The following is a 17,813-nucleotide window of genomic DNA, read 5'->3' on the forward strand; positions in this document are numbered from 1 at the left end:
CGTTAAAAAACTGATGAACCCAGCCAAAAACATCACTAAAAAAATCGTCCGTTTTGTCACCATCTCACCTACCTCCTTTCTATTTTTTCTATTTGATTAGACGGACATAAGCCTCAATTTCCACGTCCTTTTTTTAAAAATTTTTCTACGAATTCGGTGGACAAATCTTTTCCATCCTTCAAGGGGAAAAGGAGCTACATCCATTCTCGGATTGGTGGCCTTGCCCAATGGCTCTGAGGCTTTGGGGCCGTTCTACTTACTGTCCTTAAAATTGTTCTTTAATCCCTTTGAATTTAAAGCTTGGAAAATGCCCCAGTTGAAATCTTTGACAAACTGGACATATGGCATATGGGAGTGGAAAATCCTCCTTTTATTGAAAGGGAAAATAAAATGATGATATAGATCAGATAGTTCTGACCCTTCCCTTTTAAACTGTTTTAGAATCTTTCCTCCCACCCCCTCAGCGGCAGAACAGAATGGGCTACAGGGATAAAATTCGAATGTGAAGTAAGCCAAAAGGGGAAGATTTGGATTCACCTGGGACTGAAACAAGGAATATTCCTCCTCGATGAGAGATTTGAGGGCGAGATATTCTATCGGCTGATTTTGACGACGGTTTGTCAAGGCCCATTCCACGCAACATTCCGGATATCCCAGCGATCTCCCTTCTATTTCAAGGTATTCGAGGAGAGGGGGTGAACCCTTCTTGATCCTTTCGAAATCGGCCCACGAAGCCTGCCCAATCTTCTCAACGCGATCGAAGATCGACCGATCGAGGGAAAAGTATATCTTTCTTAGAGAAACGCAAAGCCCAGATTCAATTTGGACATAGGGAAGAAAGGCGGAGAAGACCCCAAATTTTTTATATAAATCATAGGCAAAATCCAAATACCTCTTCTTCAGGCTCACATTTTTGTCCATCGGTTTGCTCTGGGAAAATACCTGGTCGGTAAAACAGCAGGTGGCAGCACGGCCTTCGCAGAGTAGGGGGGCTATGCAGTCAAGGCCAAAATGAGGGGGAAGAAGCCCTTGCCTAATCGCCTTGAAAAGACCCTCCAACCTCCTTTTGGGGTTTGAAGACAGGAGGGGTTGCAATGTATCGAACACCTCGGAATTGCTCGGAAAATCTCCCATCTCCTTTTGGAAGTAAGCCTTTGCCTCATCCAGTCGCCCCATTTGGAAATAGGCGATTCCAATCCTTCTTGCTATCCAACCCGGTACTTCCTTCGTGCTAAGATCCAGCTCGGCAAGACGAATCACCTCCTCATAATTCCCTTTTCCAAGCTCGATCTCGATTCTAAACGGCACGGAATCGATATAAAGTGGGTCCTCCCTCGGAATCCTGGCAAGTACCTCCTCTGAGGCCTCTATCAATCCGTGCATCAGAAACACCGCTCCTAACCCTAATAAATATTTTGAAGAGGCTTGGGGTGCCTTACTATTCGATCTAAAGGCCATTTCTTCATCTCCTTTAAATATGAGTTGGAGAAAAATATGCTCTCGGTTGGCTTAGAGATCCCTTTGTTTAAGAGCTTCCCAGGAGTTTTTATGTCCCTTTTTAACCCTTGTGGGTGAGGGTCGTCTAAAGATAACGTAGTGAGAACTCGCTCGGCCTTAAAAGAATTGTTGACGGGTCTCGAAAGAGTGGGTCTACCATTGGTAGGGCCTAAATCTTGGTCGATCTCTTATCCGCCCTCCCTCTTCCTCCGGCCTCCCAAAGGGCTTGATAGAACCATAACCATCCGTTCGCCAGAAGCCGTCTCGAAGGGCTTGAATTCAACCCTCATCTCTCCGCTTCAATGCCATTCTTCGTGGCAAGGTTTGAAAACAAGATTGGTGATCTTTTATTGCCGGAGACTCTGAAAGGGCCAAACACAAAAATCCTCCTCCCCCCTCGACTCCCTCACCATCCTCTTTGCCTGATCAAGGTCAGTTTGGTAAAACCAACCTTGCTTTGAACCCTCTGGCCATGAGGACCCGTAGGTCAATTGGCTCACCGTCAAAGAAATGGGCCTCCGGCACGACCCGGGCCAATAAATTGGCCAAACGAGACATCTCGAGGGTGAGCCATCAAAAAAAGAAATTTTTAAAACCCGATGCTCATCATCGCTCTTTACAAGGACTGACCTGCTCTTTTCATCCCATGATTTCAATTATTGTCGTGACAGCCTTGAGGGTCCTCCTCACTTCTTCTTCGCCGATCAGGCTCTTTTTTTCGATTTCTGCAATGGATTTCAGAGAGTCCATGACCCCCATCGGTAATTTCTTTGCTTTCAACTCCTCAAGAAAGTAGGCTGCCAGGTTGGCTCCCCGTAGAAACTGGACCGCGGCCTCCACCTTCCCTTTTTCTCCGGATAAGGCAGCAAGTCTTGTGGCCTGGGCCCATTCTCCAAATCTGTAAAAGAGCAAATGTCCTTCTTTTGAGAGAAAATCCTCCATAAAGGGCCGGAGAACCGGGAGGGTTGTTTTGTCCATCGACTCGATCTCTATCCGGGAGGTCACAGCTGCTCCCAGATTGATGGTGGCTGTGATCAGAGGAATGGGGGCTTGGAGTTTTGTGAGGCCGTCCGTTAGGGCATGAACCGCTTTTGAGACCATCTCTCTTCCCCCGGCCCTGATGGTCGTTTCAAGGTCTGCCATAAGCATCCCGAGTTTAAAAGATCCCTTCTCCTTCGAAATCCCCGACGAAAACCCATACGCCACAGGCACGTTCTCCTGGATGTGGCTTGCCAATATTTTCGCATCCACCGATTTCGAAAGGCTTCCGATCAAAGTTCTCGAGGAAGGTGGGAGCACCCTAACAAAGTCCGCTTTGGTAAAAGGAGGTGACCCTTCTTGTCCGCTGACATGTCCACATAAGAGGAAGCTTAAAAGGAAAACCCATACGGTCTGTTTCATCCCTCTACCTCCTTCGATGATCAATCGCCCACGGGGGCCAACACCGCGAACCCGATATGGCCCGATCCGCGAGACATCCTGATTCTTTGGATAACCTTTTGTGTATACTCCGGTCTATGGACTGCCAAGGCAGCATCTTTCAAAACCAGTCCCGTCGATAACAATTTCCCCCGGGAATCAAAGAGATATATATCGGGCGCCATTTCGTCCGCCTCCGTGACGACAAGATAGAAGTAAGTGACCTCTCTTTTCCTGACGCCGATATAGTCGATCGACTGGCCTTTCCGGAGATAGGGAGGATTGTGTTCGAGCTCGAGGATTTCACACTCCACTTGAGCCCTTTCGATACAAAAATTCTGAATCGCCTGTATGGACTCCGCCAATCGGTAGGCCAGTTTTGTCTTCCACGATGGCTGGCCAAAACTTGAATCGGGGCGGAGAACCATTCCTGCCAAGAAAATCATCAATAAAATTCTTAAGTTACGGCAGCCCATACCCCCTCCTTTCTTCCTTCTGGGATTCTCAATCCCTTCTTTCCTCCAGTGTCACGGTCACCTGCTCCACGGCCCCTTTTCGTTTTATTTTAAGAACGATCTTATCTCCAGGTTTTTTGTTCTGGATATATTTTACCAGATCGTTGGCCGATCTCATCTCTTTATTATTGACGGACAAAATGATTTCTCCCTCTTTCAGGCCCGCCTTGAAGGCGGGACTCCCAGCCTCGATAGATTCTATCTTGACCAAACCCTGTTCGGTGGTTGAGACCCTTACCCCCAGGTAGGCCCGGCTCCGCCCCTCTTTGTCTGAAGCAAGCAGGGTTTTGGCCTTGTTTACGGGGATGGCGAAGGCAACCCCCATGAACCCCCCACCCTTTGAAGCGTAGATCATCGTATTTATCCCGATGACTTCTCCCTGGAGGTTGAGCAGGGGCCCTCCGCTATTTCCAGGATTGACCGCCGCGTCGGTTTGAATCAGGCCCTCTTTTCCGTCGGGGGTCGTTCTTCCCACCGCACTTACAATTCCGCTGGTGACGGTGAAGGAGAGACCGAAGGGGTTTCCGATGGCGATGACAGGTTCCGCCACTTCCACGGCGTCGGAATCGCCGAGCTTGAGGAAGGGGAATTGTCTCAAAGAGGCTTCGATTTCGAGAAGGGCAAGGTCATCCTCTGGGGCTTCCCGGATGACCCTGGCTTTAAAGACCTTGCCATCATGGGTCATGACGAATATCCGCCTCTGTCCCTCGATGACATGGTAATTCGTGACCACCTTCCCTTGGGGATCGATGATGAATCCTGAACCGATCCCCCGGATATCCTCCGGGGCAATCCTCTCCTTCTCCCGATCCCACTGGGGTTTGCCCTTTTCTTTGAACTCCCTCTCTTCCCTCTGGTAGAATTTTCTAAATTCTTCCATGAAATCGGAACCCGAAAAGCGGTAGCTGATATAATTATTTTTCTCGATTCCGATTCCAACGACAGCCGGCATCACCCTTTTCACCATTTCGACCTGAGGATGCCTATTGGCGTGAGAAAGACCAGAAAGGAGGAAGAGGATCAAGATGCTTATTAAAATCTTCTCGCAATGCCTCATCTCGGCCCTTCGATTCAGGAATCGCTTCTCCCCTGGTGGGTCTGGCCTGTCAAGGCCGGCCCCGTCAGTTTGGGCTTCCTACCAGGATGAAGGCCCCCCAGTAAAAGGGGTTGGGTTTCTTCTTCATCAGATTCATTCTGGCTTCTTTTAAGGCCTCCGATTTCTTCTTCCCCTTGGCCATCGAGCGGTAAAAGTCGATCATCAATTCCGTCGTCTCCTGACTCGGAACGCTCCATAAACTCATCACAACCGTCTTCGCCCCCGATAATATAAAGGCCCTCTTCAACCCAAATACCCCCTCCCCATTCCTCACCTCCCCCAAACCCGTATCGCAGGCGGACAAAACTACAAGGTCCGTTCCTCTAAGCCTAAGCCCCAAGATCTTTTCGGCACTGACTACCCCATCGTCTCTCCCCTCTTTTAGGGAAGCATTGGCCCCTGCGAGCACGATCCCAGAGCGAACCATCGGGTTCTCCCGTAGTATATCCACAAACATTGCTCTCTCGAGCGATATCGTTTCTATTGTGAGAAGAGATCTTCTCACTTCTTCATCCTTCAAAAAGTAACCATGGGTAGCCAAATGAAGAATCCTTGGACTTTTCACGCTAAACAGCACATCCTCGATGGCCTGCTTATCCTGATAGTTCCTGACCTTTACCTTCGGACCCTCCCGCAATATCTTCTCGATCGTATCGGCCTCCTTTTTTGTATCAGGAAGCCGGTTGAATCTCAACCCCTTGGCATCCCTCGATATCGGGGCAGGGCTCCTCGTTTCTACCACTCCCAATGACTTCGCCACCTCGACCTTCTCCCTCAACCCCATGTCATAATCGGGATCTGCTAATATAAGGGCTTCCTCCTTTGCCACTTCGGTTTCGGTGAACCTCACGATGTCCCGTCCTGCCGAAACATAGGTAATCTCATACTCCTCCATCAGGTATCTTCCCTCGGATGTCACAAGGACCTCAAAGGGTATGAGATTGAGACTCCCATCCGGGCTGATATAGAGATGCCTCCTCCCTTCGAGGAAGGGTTTCAGGGGTTTTAGTAGAATCTCGTAAAGCTTCCTGGCCTCGGCTCTTAAAACCCTCTCCCTGGGCACTTCCCCATACTCTTTGGCCCACCTCAACTCCTCATGATAGGCCAATATATGCTTCTCTACCTCCTCTGCTTCGCACAAATCGATTAACCTCACCACGGGCCCTCTCCCGGGTATGAGAAGAAAGACAAGATATCTTGTCCCAATTCGTTTCAATTCTTTCAATTCGTATGTCTCTATCCTTGCGAAATCCAAATAGGCAGGATTGTTTCCCTGTTTGAGTAGCAATTCTGAAAGTTTTTCGGCATCTGCCTTCCCCACCCTCTTCTCGAGGGAGAACTCCTTGCTCATACGGCTCAACTCTTTTTCCAGCGCCTCTTTTCTATTTTCGAGTTCTCCGAGTCTTTGGAGGTATACTCTGTAATCGACCTTTTCGGGCCTTGAAAAGTTAAGCTTTGCTACCTCCCGCCTTACCGATATGAGCTCTTCGAATTTTCTTTTTAGTTCAGGCTTTTCAGAATGGATGAGCGCCTCCATATACCTGCCCTGGGTCTCCATGACGGCACCCTTCCACCTGAGCCAGGCATTGAAGCTATTGAGGACAGGTGGGCTCTCCCCGGAGAGAAACCTTGCGGTATGCATTAGGAAAAAATCGATCATTTCTCTTGACCGTTCGATGTAATTCAATTTTTGTCTGTCCGATAAGAGGGTGAATATATCCTCCCTTTTTCTCGCTTCTATTTCTGATGCCCTCAAAATAGTGCTGTGGCAGTCGTAATGTCTTCCCGTTATGGCATATAAAGTTGATTGATTAGAAAGCAACGTACTTATATCAGGGTGCTCTTTACCTAAAATTTTCTCCATGATCTCCAACGCCCTCTTAAACAGAGGCTCCGCCTCAGTATACCGACCCGTGGCTCGATAAAGATTTCCTAATATTGTTAAGGCCATTCCAATCTCTGGCTCTTTCTTGTCGGGGGACTTCTCAAAAATCTCTAAACCCTTTTTTAAATAAGGAATTGCCTCTTCGAATTTGCCTTCATAAAAAAGTTCGATTCCTTTTTGCAAGAAAGGCAGGGGATCATCGAACGACCATAGGTCTGGGACCCATGCAAGCGTGGAAAAAAGACCAATAACAATAAGAAGAAAAAAAGATTTCCTCATTTTCTCGAATTCCCCCTTAGATCTATCGCCTTTTACCCCAGGAAACGATCATATCGTCTCTCCCTTAAAATAGAGGACCTTCTCTATCTTTCCATCGACAACATCGACTCCGAAATTGTTGTAGATAAGGGTTGTTCCCAAAAGGCCTTTCAATTTCCGCAGGGGCTCTCCATGGTTTTTAAAGAAATCCTTTGAGGTCAAAGGGGCTTCCAATTCTTTCTCCACCACCTCGATTGTATGGTCGATGGCCAGGACTTTGAGGTGAGGCCCTTCGTATATGACCCCCCTGAATGGCCCGACCGAAAACGGCTTCTGTTTCATCCCCCGCAATTGCCTTTCACTTTCGCCCTTGATCTCGCCCAGCATGATGGGCGGCCTCATCTCGGATCTCTTTTCGGCGGTTTTGGGAGGCTCGTTCTTGATTCCCAATCGCTGTCTCGCTGCCTGGGCATATATTCCCGTAGGTTCGCTTTTCAAAAATCTGCGAAAGAACTCCTCCGAGGCCGCCTTCCTTCCCCGGTCTGAGAGGATGAAACCGATATTATAAATCGCATCGGTAAATAAGGGGTTTTTCTTTAACACCTCTTGGAGAATGCCGATGGCTTGGTCTGCCGTCTCGATGTTGTTGGCTTTCCCGAAAAGATAGAGGGCGAGGGCTTTGTTGCTCATAGCCTCTGGGTGATGGGGGTCCACTCTGAGGACCTCGTCCACGACCCCCAGGGCTTTCGGATATTCTTCTAACATGATCCAGACAGAGGATAGGTTGATCTTGGCTGGGAGGTAGGTCGGATCCATCTCCGTGGCCCTCTGGAGGTGCCTTGTAGCCTCTTCTATATGTTTAAGGAATGTCCGGTTTTTTAAACAATATAGGGGCTCCTTTTGAGAAGCCCTCAATTTCGTTCCCAAGGACTCCGTGTCGAGGATTGCCGGAAGCTTGAATCTCAACACAAGCGCTTCATCGCAGGAAAAGAGGGCCTTCATGGCAAGCTGGTAATGGCAGAGGCCGATGTTATTGAAGACCTCCCGGCTGGGAAATCTCTCCCTAAAAGCCTCTAAAAGGAGCAGGGAATCGGCAAACCTTCCGAGTTGGTAGAGTCTTACACCGAATTGGAAATAGTTGAGGGCATCCACCACGGACCAGAGCTGGGCCCTGAGAAACTCTGCCCTTTCGAGGGGACCCGGGTGGGTCGTATCCCCATAAGCTACCTTGCCGGTGATCTGGGACACCCAGTCTTCGAAGAAGTTCGTCTTGTCCTTTTCCACGATGGCCTTCGGGTCATAGCCGGCCATGGTCATGTAGATCAACCCATAAGCATCGGCCTGAAGCTCTTGTTTTTTAATGAATTCCCTTGTCTTTGGATCTGCGGGGTCCCATTTGAGCTGCCTCATGAGTTCGGTTTTGACCTTTTGATCATCGCCAAACTCTCTGACCGCGGCAAAGGCCGAGCTGTGCCAGAAATCGTCTTTGGCGAGGTGGGCGAGCTCATGGCCGAGGACAAAGGCCAGTCTCGAATCTCCTTTTTCAGGACTCACTCCCCGATAACAGGTTTTGAGCCCCCCATGGGTTAGGAGAACGGTGCCATCCCTGATCACCAAAGCATAGGGATCCCCTTCCCCCCTGATGATCAGGAATCTCGGAAAGCGGTTCCCTTTCTTGTCGGCTGCTGCGGATACTCGTTCGAAAACCTTTTCGGCACGCGATACGAGGGGATCCATCGTGGCATCGACCACTCCGTAGTTCTTGATCCACCAGGATGCAAAATCTTTAGGACTATCGGCAGAGGCCGAGACCGACCAAAGGGAAAGAGAGAGGATCAGAACGCCGAACAGCTTCATAAGATCTCCTCTGGTTTGGGTCCGTTAAAATCGGTCACATGAAATTTAAGATCTCTAAAAATGCGGTTTCGAGGCGCTCGAAATCTTTTTCGGAAAATTCCTTTTTCGATAAGATAACCTTTACCTCCTCCAATGTTTTCGAAAGACCCTCGGGCCATCCGCTTTTAGGAAGTTGCTCGATAAAGTAATTTGCCTCTTTGACATTAAAAAAATCCCTGTTTCGGGCTCGCGAAGCCACCCTACCGGCCTCTGTCCACTCTCCGAATCTCAAAAATATGAGAAGCCCCCTATCCTCAAAGAACGATTCGAGGATCTCTTCTTTCTTCTTGAATTGCTCCGGAGAAAGCCCCCCCTCGATATTCCTCGAAATGTCTGTATAAAAGGATATGATTTCGTCTGTCCCTTCAAAGGAACGGAGGCCTGAAATTAAACGTTGAATCAAGGCGATAGCCCCCTCCCTGTCCCCCGCTACGAAGGCGATCTCCAGGGGGAGAAGGGTCGCCCCGATCCTGAAGGCCCCTTTTTCTGGTGAGGTTCCAGGGCCAAATCCGAACGTTGTTCCACCTCGGTGGAGGATGAACTGGGATAACCTTTGAGGTTCGGTTTTCTTCGACAACTCGGCCACGAACTGGGAGGAGGATGGAGGGGTATAGGGTCGAAGGATCGGAACCAAAAAACCGATGACTATAATGAAAACGGCGGCCGCAGCAATTCCCATGGCGGGGTAGAACCAGCTTCTTTTTCCCTTTTCCAGGGAAGGAATCTCACCCCTGATAGGAACCTTAAAGGAGATGGACCTCTTCTTCCTTAAATCTAACATTCCCTCGGATTCATTTTCTTCCATCTCCATCATTTCATGGGCGAAAGAAAAGACATTGAAACACTGATCGCATCGAGTGAGGTGGCCCAATAGCCGCTCCCGTTGCTCCCCTTTCAACCTCCCGTCCAGAAAAGCCGAGATCTCCTCAGATGGCGGGCAGGGTTCAATGGGTGAGCCTGTCCTGAGGGTTCTGGAGATAGCCTTGCCAATCATGGCATTTCTCTTATCCCGATTCTCCTTCTTCCTCAGTAACCATTTCTGTAACATGCCACCTCTTACTTATAGGACGGACAAAAAGTATATTTTTCTATGCTTCGATGAGGTCGTCTAAGCTTAGTCCTTTCTTGAGGATGATTTTTCTGCATTTTATCAAGATTCTCCGGATCCGGCTATCCACCGCCTTTTCGTTAATACCCAATAGCCTTGCGATCTCAGCTAATTCCATTGGCCTCTCCTCCTCGGAGGCCGGAAACCTCATTCGGATCATCATCTTCTCCTCATCGGACATGGAAGAGAGGAGATCCTCAAGGACCCCCTGGGCCAATTTTTTTCTCTCCTCCCGGATCAATTCCTTTTCAGGATCTTCCTTGGTCACGAACGGCTTTGCGTCATCAGGAACCGTTGATTTTTCGCGGGACCTGGGTCCTTTTAGACTTTCGACCATCTCCTCAATCTCGTGAAGGGAGGTTTCGATATGATGGTGTTTTTTCAAATAGTTATAGGCCTCTTCTGCCGGATATCCCTTCTCGAAAACCAATTCGTAAAGTTTCTCTCCAATTGGGCCCAGGGTTTTCGCCCGATCCTTGGCCCTATTTCTCCCCCTCTGTCTTCTTACGAGATCGACCACGAGATTGGAGATGATGGTTTGAAGGTAGGTCGTCATTTTGGCCTGACCTTGGAAGTCTCGAAACACCTTATATTGATCCGCTTTCAACCGATCGATCACTTGGTTGACCAAGGTGTCAGGATCTATCTCATCTGAAGAAATGACCTGAAGGGTCCGGTTTTCTATTTCCAAGGTGCTCCGGGAGGATTCATCAGGATCGGGAAGCCTCTTCTTGTAGAGGGCGCAGGCTCGACGACACTGCTTTTCTATAAAGGGGAGATGATCGGTTATGAGTTTCTGATATTCGGCAGCCTTTTCATCAACGGAAAGGCTTCCAGGGTGACCTAATGGATTCTTTTCCCTCTTTGAATCAATCATCTAAAAGGGAGAGAATTGTTTTCAAGAGGCTATGTCCGCATTGGTAAATAAAAATTGGACCCCCAAACCCTGGGGATGAAATAGGCTAGGTTCTCGATTTTTAAGAAATTTACAATTTATCCCCGGAAATTTCAAATTTTTAGTGAAGGGCCCCCAGGGGCTTAAACCAGATTGAACTTCCACGACCCGAAAACCGCAAAGTCCTGCCCTCTTCTTAGGTGGTCCTTCCCTCTGAATTTCCACCCACCGAAACGGTCTTCAACCCCTTCCTCCCTTGTCCAGCACCTCCCTCACCTTTCGGGCAAGTTTCTCCAAAGTAAAGGGCTTCTGAAGGAACTCCACCCCGCCTTCCAAGATTCCAAAATGGACGATCACGTTGTCTGTGTAACCCGACATAAAAAGCGCCCTCGCCTCGGGATGGATCTTCTGAAGACGCTCTACCACCTCGCGACCGTTAATCCCAGGCAAGACCACATCGCTCAAGATGAGATGGATCGGATCGGGATGCTTCTCACACAAAAGAAGGGCCTCCCCCCCATCCGACGCCTCCAGGACACGATACCCCAGCTTCTTCAAAAACCTCACCGCAAGCTTCCGTACCGCCTCCTCATCCTCCACCACCAGAACCGTCTCGCCCCCCACGGGAATTTCTCTGGTAACCTCTTCTCTCCTCTCCTCCGGAGGAGGCTCATCTACCCGGGGAAGATAGATCTTAAAGGTCGTCCCCTGACCGGGCTCACTGTATACCCAGATGTTCCCTCCGCTCTGCTTCACGATCCCGTAGACCGTCGACAACCCCAACCCCGTCCCCTTCCCTCTCTCCTTTGTCGTAAAAAAAGGCTCAAAAATACGCTCCTTCACCTCAGGGGTCATCCCCACCCCCGTATCGCTGATCGAAAGCATCACATAAGGGCCGGGGTTAACTCCTACGTGCCTTTTTGCGTACTCCTCATCCAGATCCACGTTGGCCGTCTCGATCGTGAGCGTCCCGCCTTGGGGCATGGCATCCCGGGCATTGACCACCAGATTCACGATCACCTGCTCGATCTGGCCGATATCGGCCTTCACCCTTCCCACATTTTCAGTAAGGTAAGTCAACAGCTGGATATCCTCTCCAATAATGCGTTTCATCATCTTCTCAAGCCCCTTCACCACCCCATTCAAATCCAGAACCCTCATGTCCATGATCTGCTTCCGACCGAAGGCCAGAAGCTGTCGGGTGAGATCCGCCGCCCTCTCCACCGATTGGTCGATCTCTTTAAGGTTCCCATATAAAGGATCGTCCTCCCGGAGATCGAGAAGCGAAAGCTGGCAGACCCCCTTCATCACCGTCAGGATGTTGTTGAAGTCATGAGCGATCCCCCCCGCCAGTCTCCCGATCGCCTCCATCTTCTGGGATTGGCGGAGTTGTTCCTGAAGCAAGGCCATATCCCGCTCGGCCCGCTTCCTTTCGGTAATGTCCCTCAAAACGCTCACATACCCCTTGATCGACCCGTCATGGCCCTGGATCGGGGAGAGGGCCACCTCCATCGGAATCTCCGACCCATCTTTGCGGACGAAATTCCACTCCCCCCGGAAGAAGCCCTTCTCCTTCACGATCGGATAGGCAATCTTTCCAAAGGCGTGATAACTTTCATCGGAGGCATGGATGATCCGGATCGATTTTCCCTCCATCTCCCCCAGCTCATAACCGAAAAGGTGGGAAAAGGCCCGATTGCAGGAAATCACCCGCCTCGCTGGATCCAACAAGAGGATCCCATCCGCGATGCTCTCCACCAATGTCCGGTATCTTTCTTCGGAAGATCTTATCCTCTCGTCCGATCTCTTTCTCTCGGTAATATCTTTGACCCAAACCTGGACACCCGGTTCCTCTCCTATCACGATCCTCCGAGCCGAGATCTCCCCGTGGAAGAAAGAGCCGTCTTTCCGCTGCAGTTTCACCTCATATCTCTCCGGGACCGCCTCTCCCCTCATCCTCGCCTCTGCCCGTGCCCTCGTCAATCCTTGGTCGTCGGGATGGTAAACCAGCCAGTGGTCCATTCCGATCATCTCGCTCCGATCGTATCCGAGCATCTCACAGAGCCGTTGGTTCACATAGATGATCTTCGGCCCTTTCTGAATGAAAATCCCGTCGAAGCTTCCCTCCACCAGATTCCGGTACCGCTCTTCGCTCTCCCTCAGGGCCTCCTCCTTCTTTTTCAGCTCCGTGACGTCCCGCATCACATGGACGAAGCCTGTAATCTTTCCATCCGGGTCCTTCACCGGATCGACGACCACCAGGAAAGTCTTATGGTCTACGGACATCTCCAACGTCTCTTGAAGCCCGCTCCGGAGAGAGAGGAGAAGGGGACAACCTTTCATGTAATCTTCCGTCTTGTGAATTAGGCGATAGCACCTTTCCCCGATTAACTCATCCGAACCTCTTCCTAAGAAATCGGAAAAGGCCCGGTTACATTCCCTGACCGTCCCGTCGATCCCAAAAAGGGCTGTGGGATCGAGGATCGCATCGAAGGTGGCCCTCCAATGATCAGCCGAGGCCTTTGCCCTCTCCTCCGCTTCCTTTCGTTTTCGAACCTCTTCCTCGAGCTCCCTCGCCTTCTGTTCGAGCTTTCGAACCAACCGTTCACTGTAGACTTGATAGGCCTCTTTCTCCTCGTCTTTGGTTGAAACAGTCCCTCTTGATTGGGGTTTCGACATCGCCTCCTCGAGGATGGGCAGAAGGACCTCCGGCTCGCAGGGCTTTTGGATGAAGCGATCGGCCCCGATCTTCAGGGCAAAGGCCTCGTCTTCCGGACCGGTGTAGGTGGCCGTATAGACGACGAAGGGGATATCCCTGAGCGCCTCCTCTCCCCTCATCCGGCGGCAGAGTTCAAAACCGTCCATGACGGGCATGAGGATGTCGCTGATGACCAGGTGAATCTCTTCCTGTTTGAGCACTTCAGGGGCCTCTTCCCCATTCGAAGCCGTCCTCACTTCGTATCCGTTCCCCTTGAGAAGGACTTCGAGAAGGTACCGGCTCTCCTCCTTGTCATCGACGATCAGAATCTTTCTCATGGTCATCTCCTGGGCCAACCCTTTTCCCTCACCTTGGGGTCAGATATCTCTTGACCTCTTCCACGAAGGTATCAGGGTCGATGGGCTTCTCGATATAACCGTCCGCCCCCGCCGCAAGGATCCTCTCCCGATCCCCTGGCATGGCGTAAGAAGTAACCGCAATGATGGGAATTGCTCTTAAGGTATCATAGGTCTTCAATTCCGCAGCGACCCGATACCCATCCATCTCCGGAAGTTGGATGTCAAGGAGGATGGCCGCGGGTCGATGTTTCAAGGCCAACTCAATCCCCGTCCGTCCCTCTCTGGCTTCGATCACCTCGAAGCCGCTCTTCTCCAGTAGAAAACGCATCAGATAGAGGTTCTGTTCATTGTCCTCGATGACGAGGAGCGCTTTGTTCATCCCTTCCTCCTGACTTGGGAAGCCGAACCGTGAAGGTGCTACCCTGACCGAACTGACTTGCGACCTGAATGGACCCTCCCATTATTTCAACCAATCTTTTTGAGATGGAGAGACCGAGGCCTGTGCCTTCGTACTTCCTCGTCAATCCGGTATCGATCTGGCGGAAAGGCTCGAAGATATGCTCCATCTCCTCGGGGCGCATCCCGATCCCCGTGTCCCGAACCGACACAAGATACCCATCCCCATCCCGCAAGCAAGACACCTTTACCTCTCCCTTCTCGGTAAATTTCACCGCATTGTTGAGTAAATTGAGAAGAACCTGTTCAAAACGGCGTTGGTCGGTCTTGAGGGCCCCGACCTCATCTGAAACCTCGAGGGTGAGCCTCAGTCCCTTCTTCTCCGCCAGCGGTGCGACCATGTTCACGATCTTCTCCAGGGAGTTTTTCAGATCGAAGGTCGACGAGGAGAGGGTCAACTGGCCGGCCTCGATCTTTGAGATGTCCAGAATATCGTTGATCAGGGCCAAGAGATGGCGGGCACTGGTCTGAACCATGGTCAGTTGTTTCTGCTGTTCTTCGTTCAGGGGACCGGCCAACCCCTGGAGGAGAATCCCCGTAAAACCGATGATCGAGTTGAGAGGGGTGCGAAGTTCGTGGGACATGGTGGCCAAAAAGGCCGATTTGAGGCGGTCGGCCTCCTGCGCTCGCTTCATCGCCTCGGCCAGTTCCGCCGTCCGATTCTCGATCCTCTGCTCCATCTCCTCGTTGGCCCTTCGAAGCTCCTGGGTTTTGACATTGACCTGATGTTTTAAAAGGAGGCTCCCTGTCACGCTGAAAAAGAGGACAAGTCCCATCCCTAAAACGGCCATTTTGACCCAGGAGGGGATCCTGAACCGGACCTCCTCCCCCACCCACTGTTTCAAAGATTGGTAATAGATCGATTTCGGATCCTTCTTCAATGCGAGGAGGTAGTCGTCGAGGGTCTCCAAAAGATCGTCGTATCCCCTTTTGGGGGCGGCAAAAAAGAGGGTCGTGGGTTGAAAGATGACCGCGGTGTCCTCGAGCCCGAAGGACCTTGCGTACCGGTGGGCATGAAACCGGTGGGAGACAGCGGCATCGGCCTTTCCCTCTTTGACCTTCTGAAAGAGAGTCTTGTAATCGGGGAAGGTCATCAGGATGACGGAAAATCCGAAACTCTCTATGAGCCCTTTAAAGGCATCGTGTTGAATCGAGCCTTCAAGGACCGCCACCTTCCTCCCATCCAGATCGACGATGGACCTAATGCCGCTATCTTTTGGGGCATAGACCTGAAACCAGGAGGAAAGGACGGGAACCTTGTGGAAGGAATATAACTTCTCCCGCTCCGAAGAATAGGCCACATCGGGCATCAGATCGATCTCCCCCCTGGCCAGCCGGGCCAGCCCCTCTGCCCAGGTGCCCGGGACATACCTCACCTTCCACCCCTCACTCTTGGCAATGTGTTCGATGATATCGACGAAGATGCCCGCCGGTTTGCCGGTTCCTGAGAGGAAGACTTTGGGTGGGTTCTCATATATGCCGACCACAAGGGTCCGTCGGTCCCGTGCGTAACTGGTCGAGGGTGAGAGATAGAACAACATTAGAAAGAAAAAGACAAGGAGGGATAAAAATCGAATCTGGGATGAACGCCCCCCCGACTGACCCATCGTCGATGACCTATTCATTTCTCCAGGTTAGAAAAGCAAAGGAGAGGAATTCAAAAGCTCCCCGTCCCCACCCAGACGGAGGCCATTTCAACCCTTGGGAAGAGAATGACGTTGAAGAGCCCCCTCTTAGGGGACCTAAAAGGTATCCTCTCGGTTCTCCTTGTCTATCCCCTTTCCATTATACTCACGGCTTCGGGGATGTCAATTGAAAAAGGTGGTGCCCGATTCTCCGCGAAGGGCCTTGAGGAGGTTTTCGGGGGAGGTGATGATGGCCCTCTTTCCGCCACCTTCGAGGAACTGAATGATGGCCTCGATCTTCGGAAGCATCGAGCCGGGTTTGAAATGGCCCTCTTTCAAGTATTCTTTCACTTCGGAGAGGGTGGCCCTTCGAATGGGCTTTTGATTTTCCTTTCCGAAGTTAAGGTAGACGGCATCGACGGCCGTCGAGATGACGAAGGTCTCTGCGCCGAGGTTCCTTGCCAGGAGAGAAGAGCCAAAGTCCTTATCGATGACCGCCTCGACGCCGTGAAGGTCTCCCTGCTCGTCCCGGATGACCGGAATGCCTCCACCCCCTGCGGCGATGACCACGTAGCCGCTTTCGACGAGCAGTTTAATCACGTCCAGCTCGATGATCTCCTTCGGAAAAGGGGACGGGACGACGCGCCTGAACCCCCTTCCCGCATCCTCCATCACCTTCCATCCGGACTCCTGCTGGTGCTTGAGGGCCTCCTCCTCGCTCATGAAGGAGCCGATCGGTTTGGTCGGGTTTTTAAAGGAGGGGTCGTCTCGATCGACGACCGTCTTGGTGACGACCGCCACCACCTTCTTGTCGATGCCCATCCTCCTGAAGTCGTTCAAAAGGGCCATCTGGATCATGTAGCCGATGGCCCCCTGGGTATCGGCGCCGCAGATGTCGAGGGGGATGAGAGGAAGCTCGTGCCTTGCCAGTTCTCCCCGGCGGTAGATGAACCCCACCTGAGGCCCGTTTCCGTGGGTGAGGACCAGGTTCATGCCTTCGGCAATCAACTCCGCGATGTATTTGGTGGTCTCTTGGATCGCCTCGTATTGAGAGGAGAGGGCGATGTGGTCTTTATCCTTGATCAGGGAGTTTCCGCCGATGGCGAGAACGGCAAGGCCGGATTTCATGGCGGGATTATCACCTCTTCCCGAAGATCATGGCCAGGAGGGCCATCCTCACAAAGACGCCATTTCTCACCTGCCGGAAGTAGGCGGCTCCGGGATGGGCGTCCACCTCGGGATGGATCTCATCGACCCTGGGCAGGGGGTGGAGGATCGTGATCTTCTTCTTCAACCGATCGAGAAAGGCCCGGTCGATGACGAAGCTTCCCTTTACCTTCTCGTATTCGGAAAGCTCGGTGAACCTCTCCTTCTGGATGCGGGTCATATAGAGGAGATGGCTTGCCCTTGCCGCCTCGAAAAGATCTCCGGTTTCGACGATATCCACGCCCCTTCCCTTCAAATTCGAGGTGATCTCCTCGGGCATCCGGAGGGATTCAGGGGAGACGAAGTAGAGCTTCGCACCGAAGAGGGAGAGGACCTCCACCAGGGCGTGGACCGTCCTTCCGTATTTGAGATCTCCGACCAGCGATATCGTCAGATTTTTAAGGGTCCCGACTTCTTTCTTGATGGTGTAGACGTCGAGGAGGGCCTGAGTCGGGTGCTGGCCCGCGCCGTCCCCCGCGTTGATGATCGGGACGTCGGTCGCATCGGCCGCCTCCTTGGCCGAACCGAGACGGGGATGTCGAAGGACGATCACGTCCGCATACTGAGAGACGGTCCGGACCGTGTCGACGAGCGTCTCCCCTTTGGCCACCGAGGAGCTTTCGACCGAGCCCATGCCGATCACCCCGCCTCCGAGGCGCTGCATCGCCGTCTCGAAGGAGAGGCGGGTGCGGGTGCTCGGCTCGAAGAAGAGGGTCGCCAAAATCTTCCCCTTTAACAGCGGGATGGATCCTCTCTTTTTAAGCTCCTTCTCGAATTCCGAAGCCACTTTGAGAATCGCCTCGATCTCCTTCTTCGAAAATTGATTCCCGTGGAGGATATCCTTTCCCCGAAGAGTTGACATGGCGGCCTCCTTCATGAACCCATGGTCCGAAATATTGA

The 17,813-nt window shown here is 51.5% G+C and carries 12 protein-coding genes; all 12 read right to left on the minus strand.

Going from position 1 to position 17,813, the window contains the following annotated elements; genetic code table 11:
* Positions 1-252: 252 nt before the first annotated feature.
* The gene (locus N3G78_01380; protein ID MCX8116567.1) at positions 253-1,458 is read right to left on the minus strand and encodes a hypothetical protein; all 1,206 of its coding nucleotides are present in this window, start codon (positions 1,456-1,458) and stop codon (positions 253-255) included.
* 678 nt (positions 1,459-2,136) lie between these two features.
* Positions 2,137-2,598: a hypothetical protein gene (locus tag N3G78_01385; protein MCX8116568.1), complete on the minus strand. Its 462-nt coding sequence runs from the start codon at positions 2,596-2,598 to the stop codon at positions 2,137-2,139.
* Between the two features lie 320 nt (positions 2,599-2,918).
* Positions 2,919-3,362, minus strand: coding sequence for a hypothetical protein (locus tag N3G78_01390; GenBank protein MCX8116569.1), 444 nt, complete (start codon positions 3,360-3,362; stop codon positions 2,919-2,921).
* A 58-nt stretch (positions 3,363-3,420) separates the two neighbouring features.
* The gene (locus N3G78_01395; GenBank protein ID MCX8116570.1) at positions 3,421-4,488 is read right to left on the minus strand and encodes a trypsin-like peptidase domain-containing protein; all 1,068 of its coding nucleotides are present in this window, start codon (positions 4,486-4,488) and stop codon (positions 3,421-3,423) included.
* Between the two features lie 64 nt (positions 4,489-4,552).
* A complete protein-coding gene (locus N3G78_01400) occupies positions 4,553-6,691 on the minus strand; it encodes a CHAT domain-containing protein (protein ID MCX8116571.1) in 2,139 nt (712 codons plus the stop codon).
* A 48-nt stretch (positions 6,692-6,739) separates the two neighbouring features.
* Positions 6,740-8,527, minus strand: a complete 1,788-nt coding sequence (locus tag N3G78_01405) for a tetratricopeptide repeat protein (protein MCX8116572.1) — start codon at positions 8,525-8,527, stop codon at positions 6,740-6,742.
* A 1,127-nt stretch (positions 8,528-9,654) separates the two neighbouring features.
* Positions 9,655-10,551 carry a sigma-70 family RNA polymerase sigma factor gene (locus N3G78_01410; GenBank protein MCX8116573.1) on the minus strand — a complete coding sequence of 299 codons (897 nt, stop codon included), beginning with the start codon at positions 10,549-10,551 and terminating at the stop codon, positions 9,655-9,657.
* Between the two features lie 258 nt (positions 10,552-10,809).
* Positions 10,810-13,605, minus strand: a complete 2,796-nt coding sequence (locus tag N3G78_01415; GenBank protein ID MCX8116574.1) for a PAS domain S-box protein — start codon at positions 13,603-13,605, stop codon at positions 10,810-10,812.
* A 28-nt stretch (positions 13,606-13,633) separates the two neighbouring features.
* Positions 13,634-14,005: a response regulator gene (locus N3G78_01420; protein MCX8116575.1), complete on the minus strand. Its 372-nt coding sequence runs from the start codon at positions 14,003-14,005 to the stop codon at positions 13,634-13,636.
* Positions 13,971-15,623, minus strand: a complete 1,653-nt coding sequence (locus N3G78_01425; protein ID MCX8116576.1) for an ATP-binding protein — start codon at positions 15,621-15,623, stop codon at positions 13,971-13,973. The genes N3G78_01420 and N3G78_01425 overlap by 35 nt, the downstream gene beginning before the upstream one ends.
* A gap of 267 nt (positions 15,624-15,890) precedes the next feature.
* Positions 15,891-16,835, minus strand: a complete 945-nt coding sequence (gene arcC, locus N3G78_01430; protein MCX8116577.1) for a carbamate kinase — start codon at positions 16,833-16,835, stop codon at positions 15,891-15,893.
* A gap of 10 nt (positions 16,836-16,845) precedes the next feature.
* Positions 16,846-17,775, minus strand: a complete 930-nt coding sequence (pyrB, locus tag N3G78_01435) for an aspartate carbamoyltransferase (GenBank protein ID MCX8116578.1) — start codon at positions 17,773-17,775, stop codon at positions 16,846-16,848.
* Positions 17,776-17,813 lie beyond the last annotated feature (38 nt).

The sequence above is a fragment of the Thermodesulfobacteriota bacterium genome (assembly GCA_026415035.1).
Classification (GTDB): Bacteria; Desulfobacterota; BSN033; order BSN033; family UBA1163; genus RBG-16-49-23.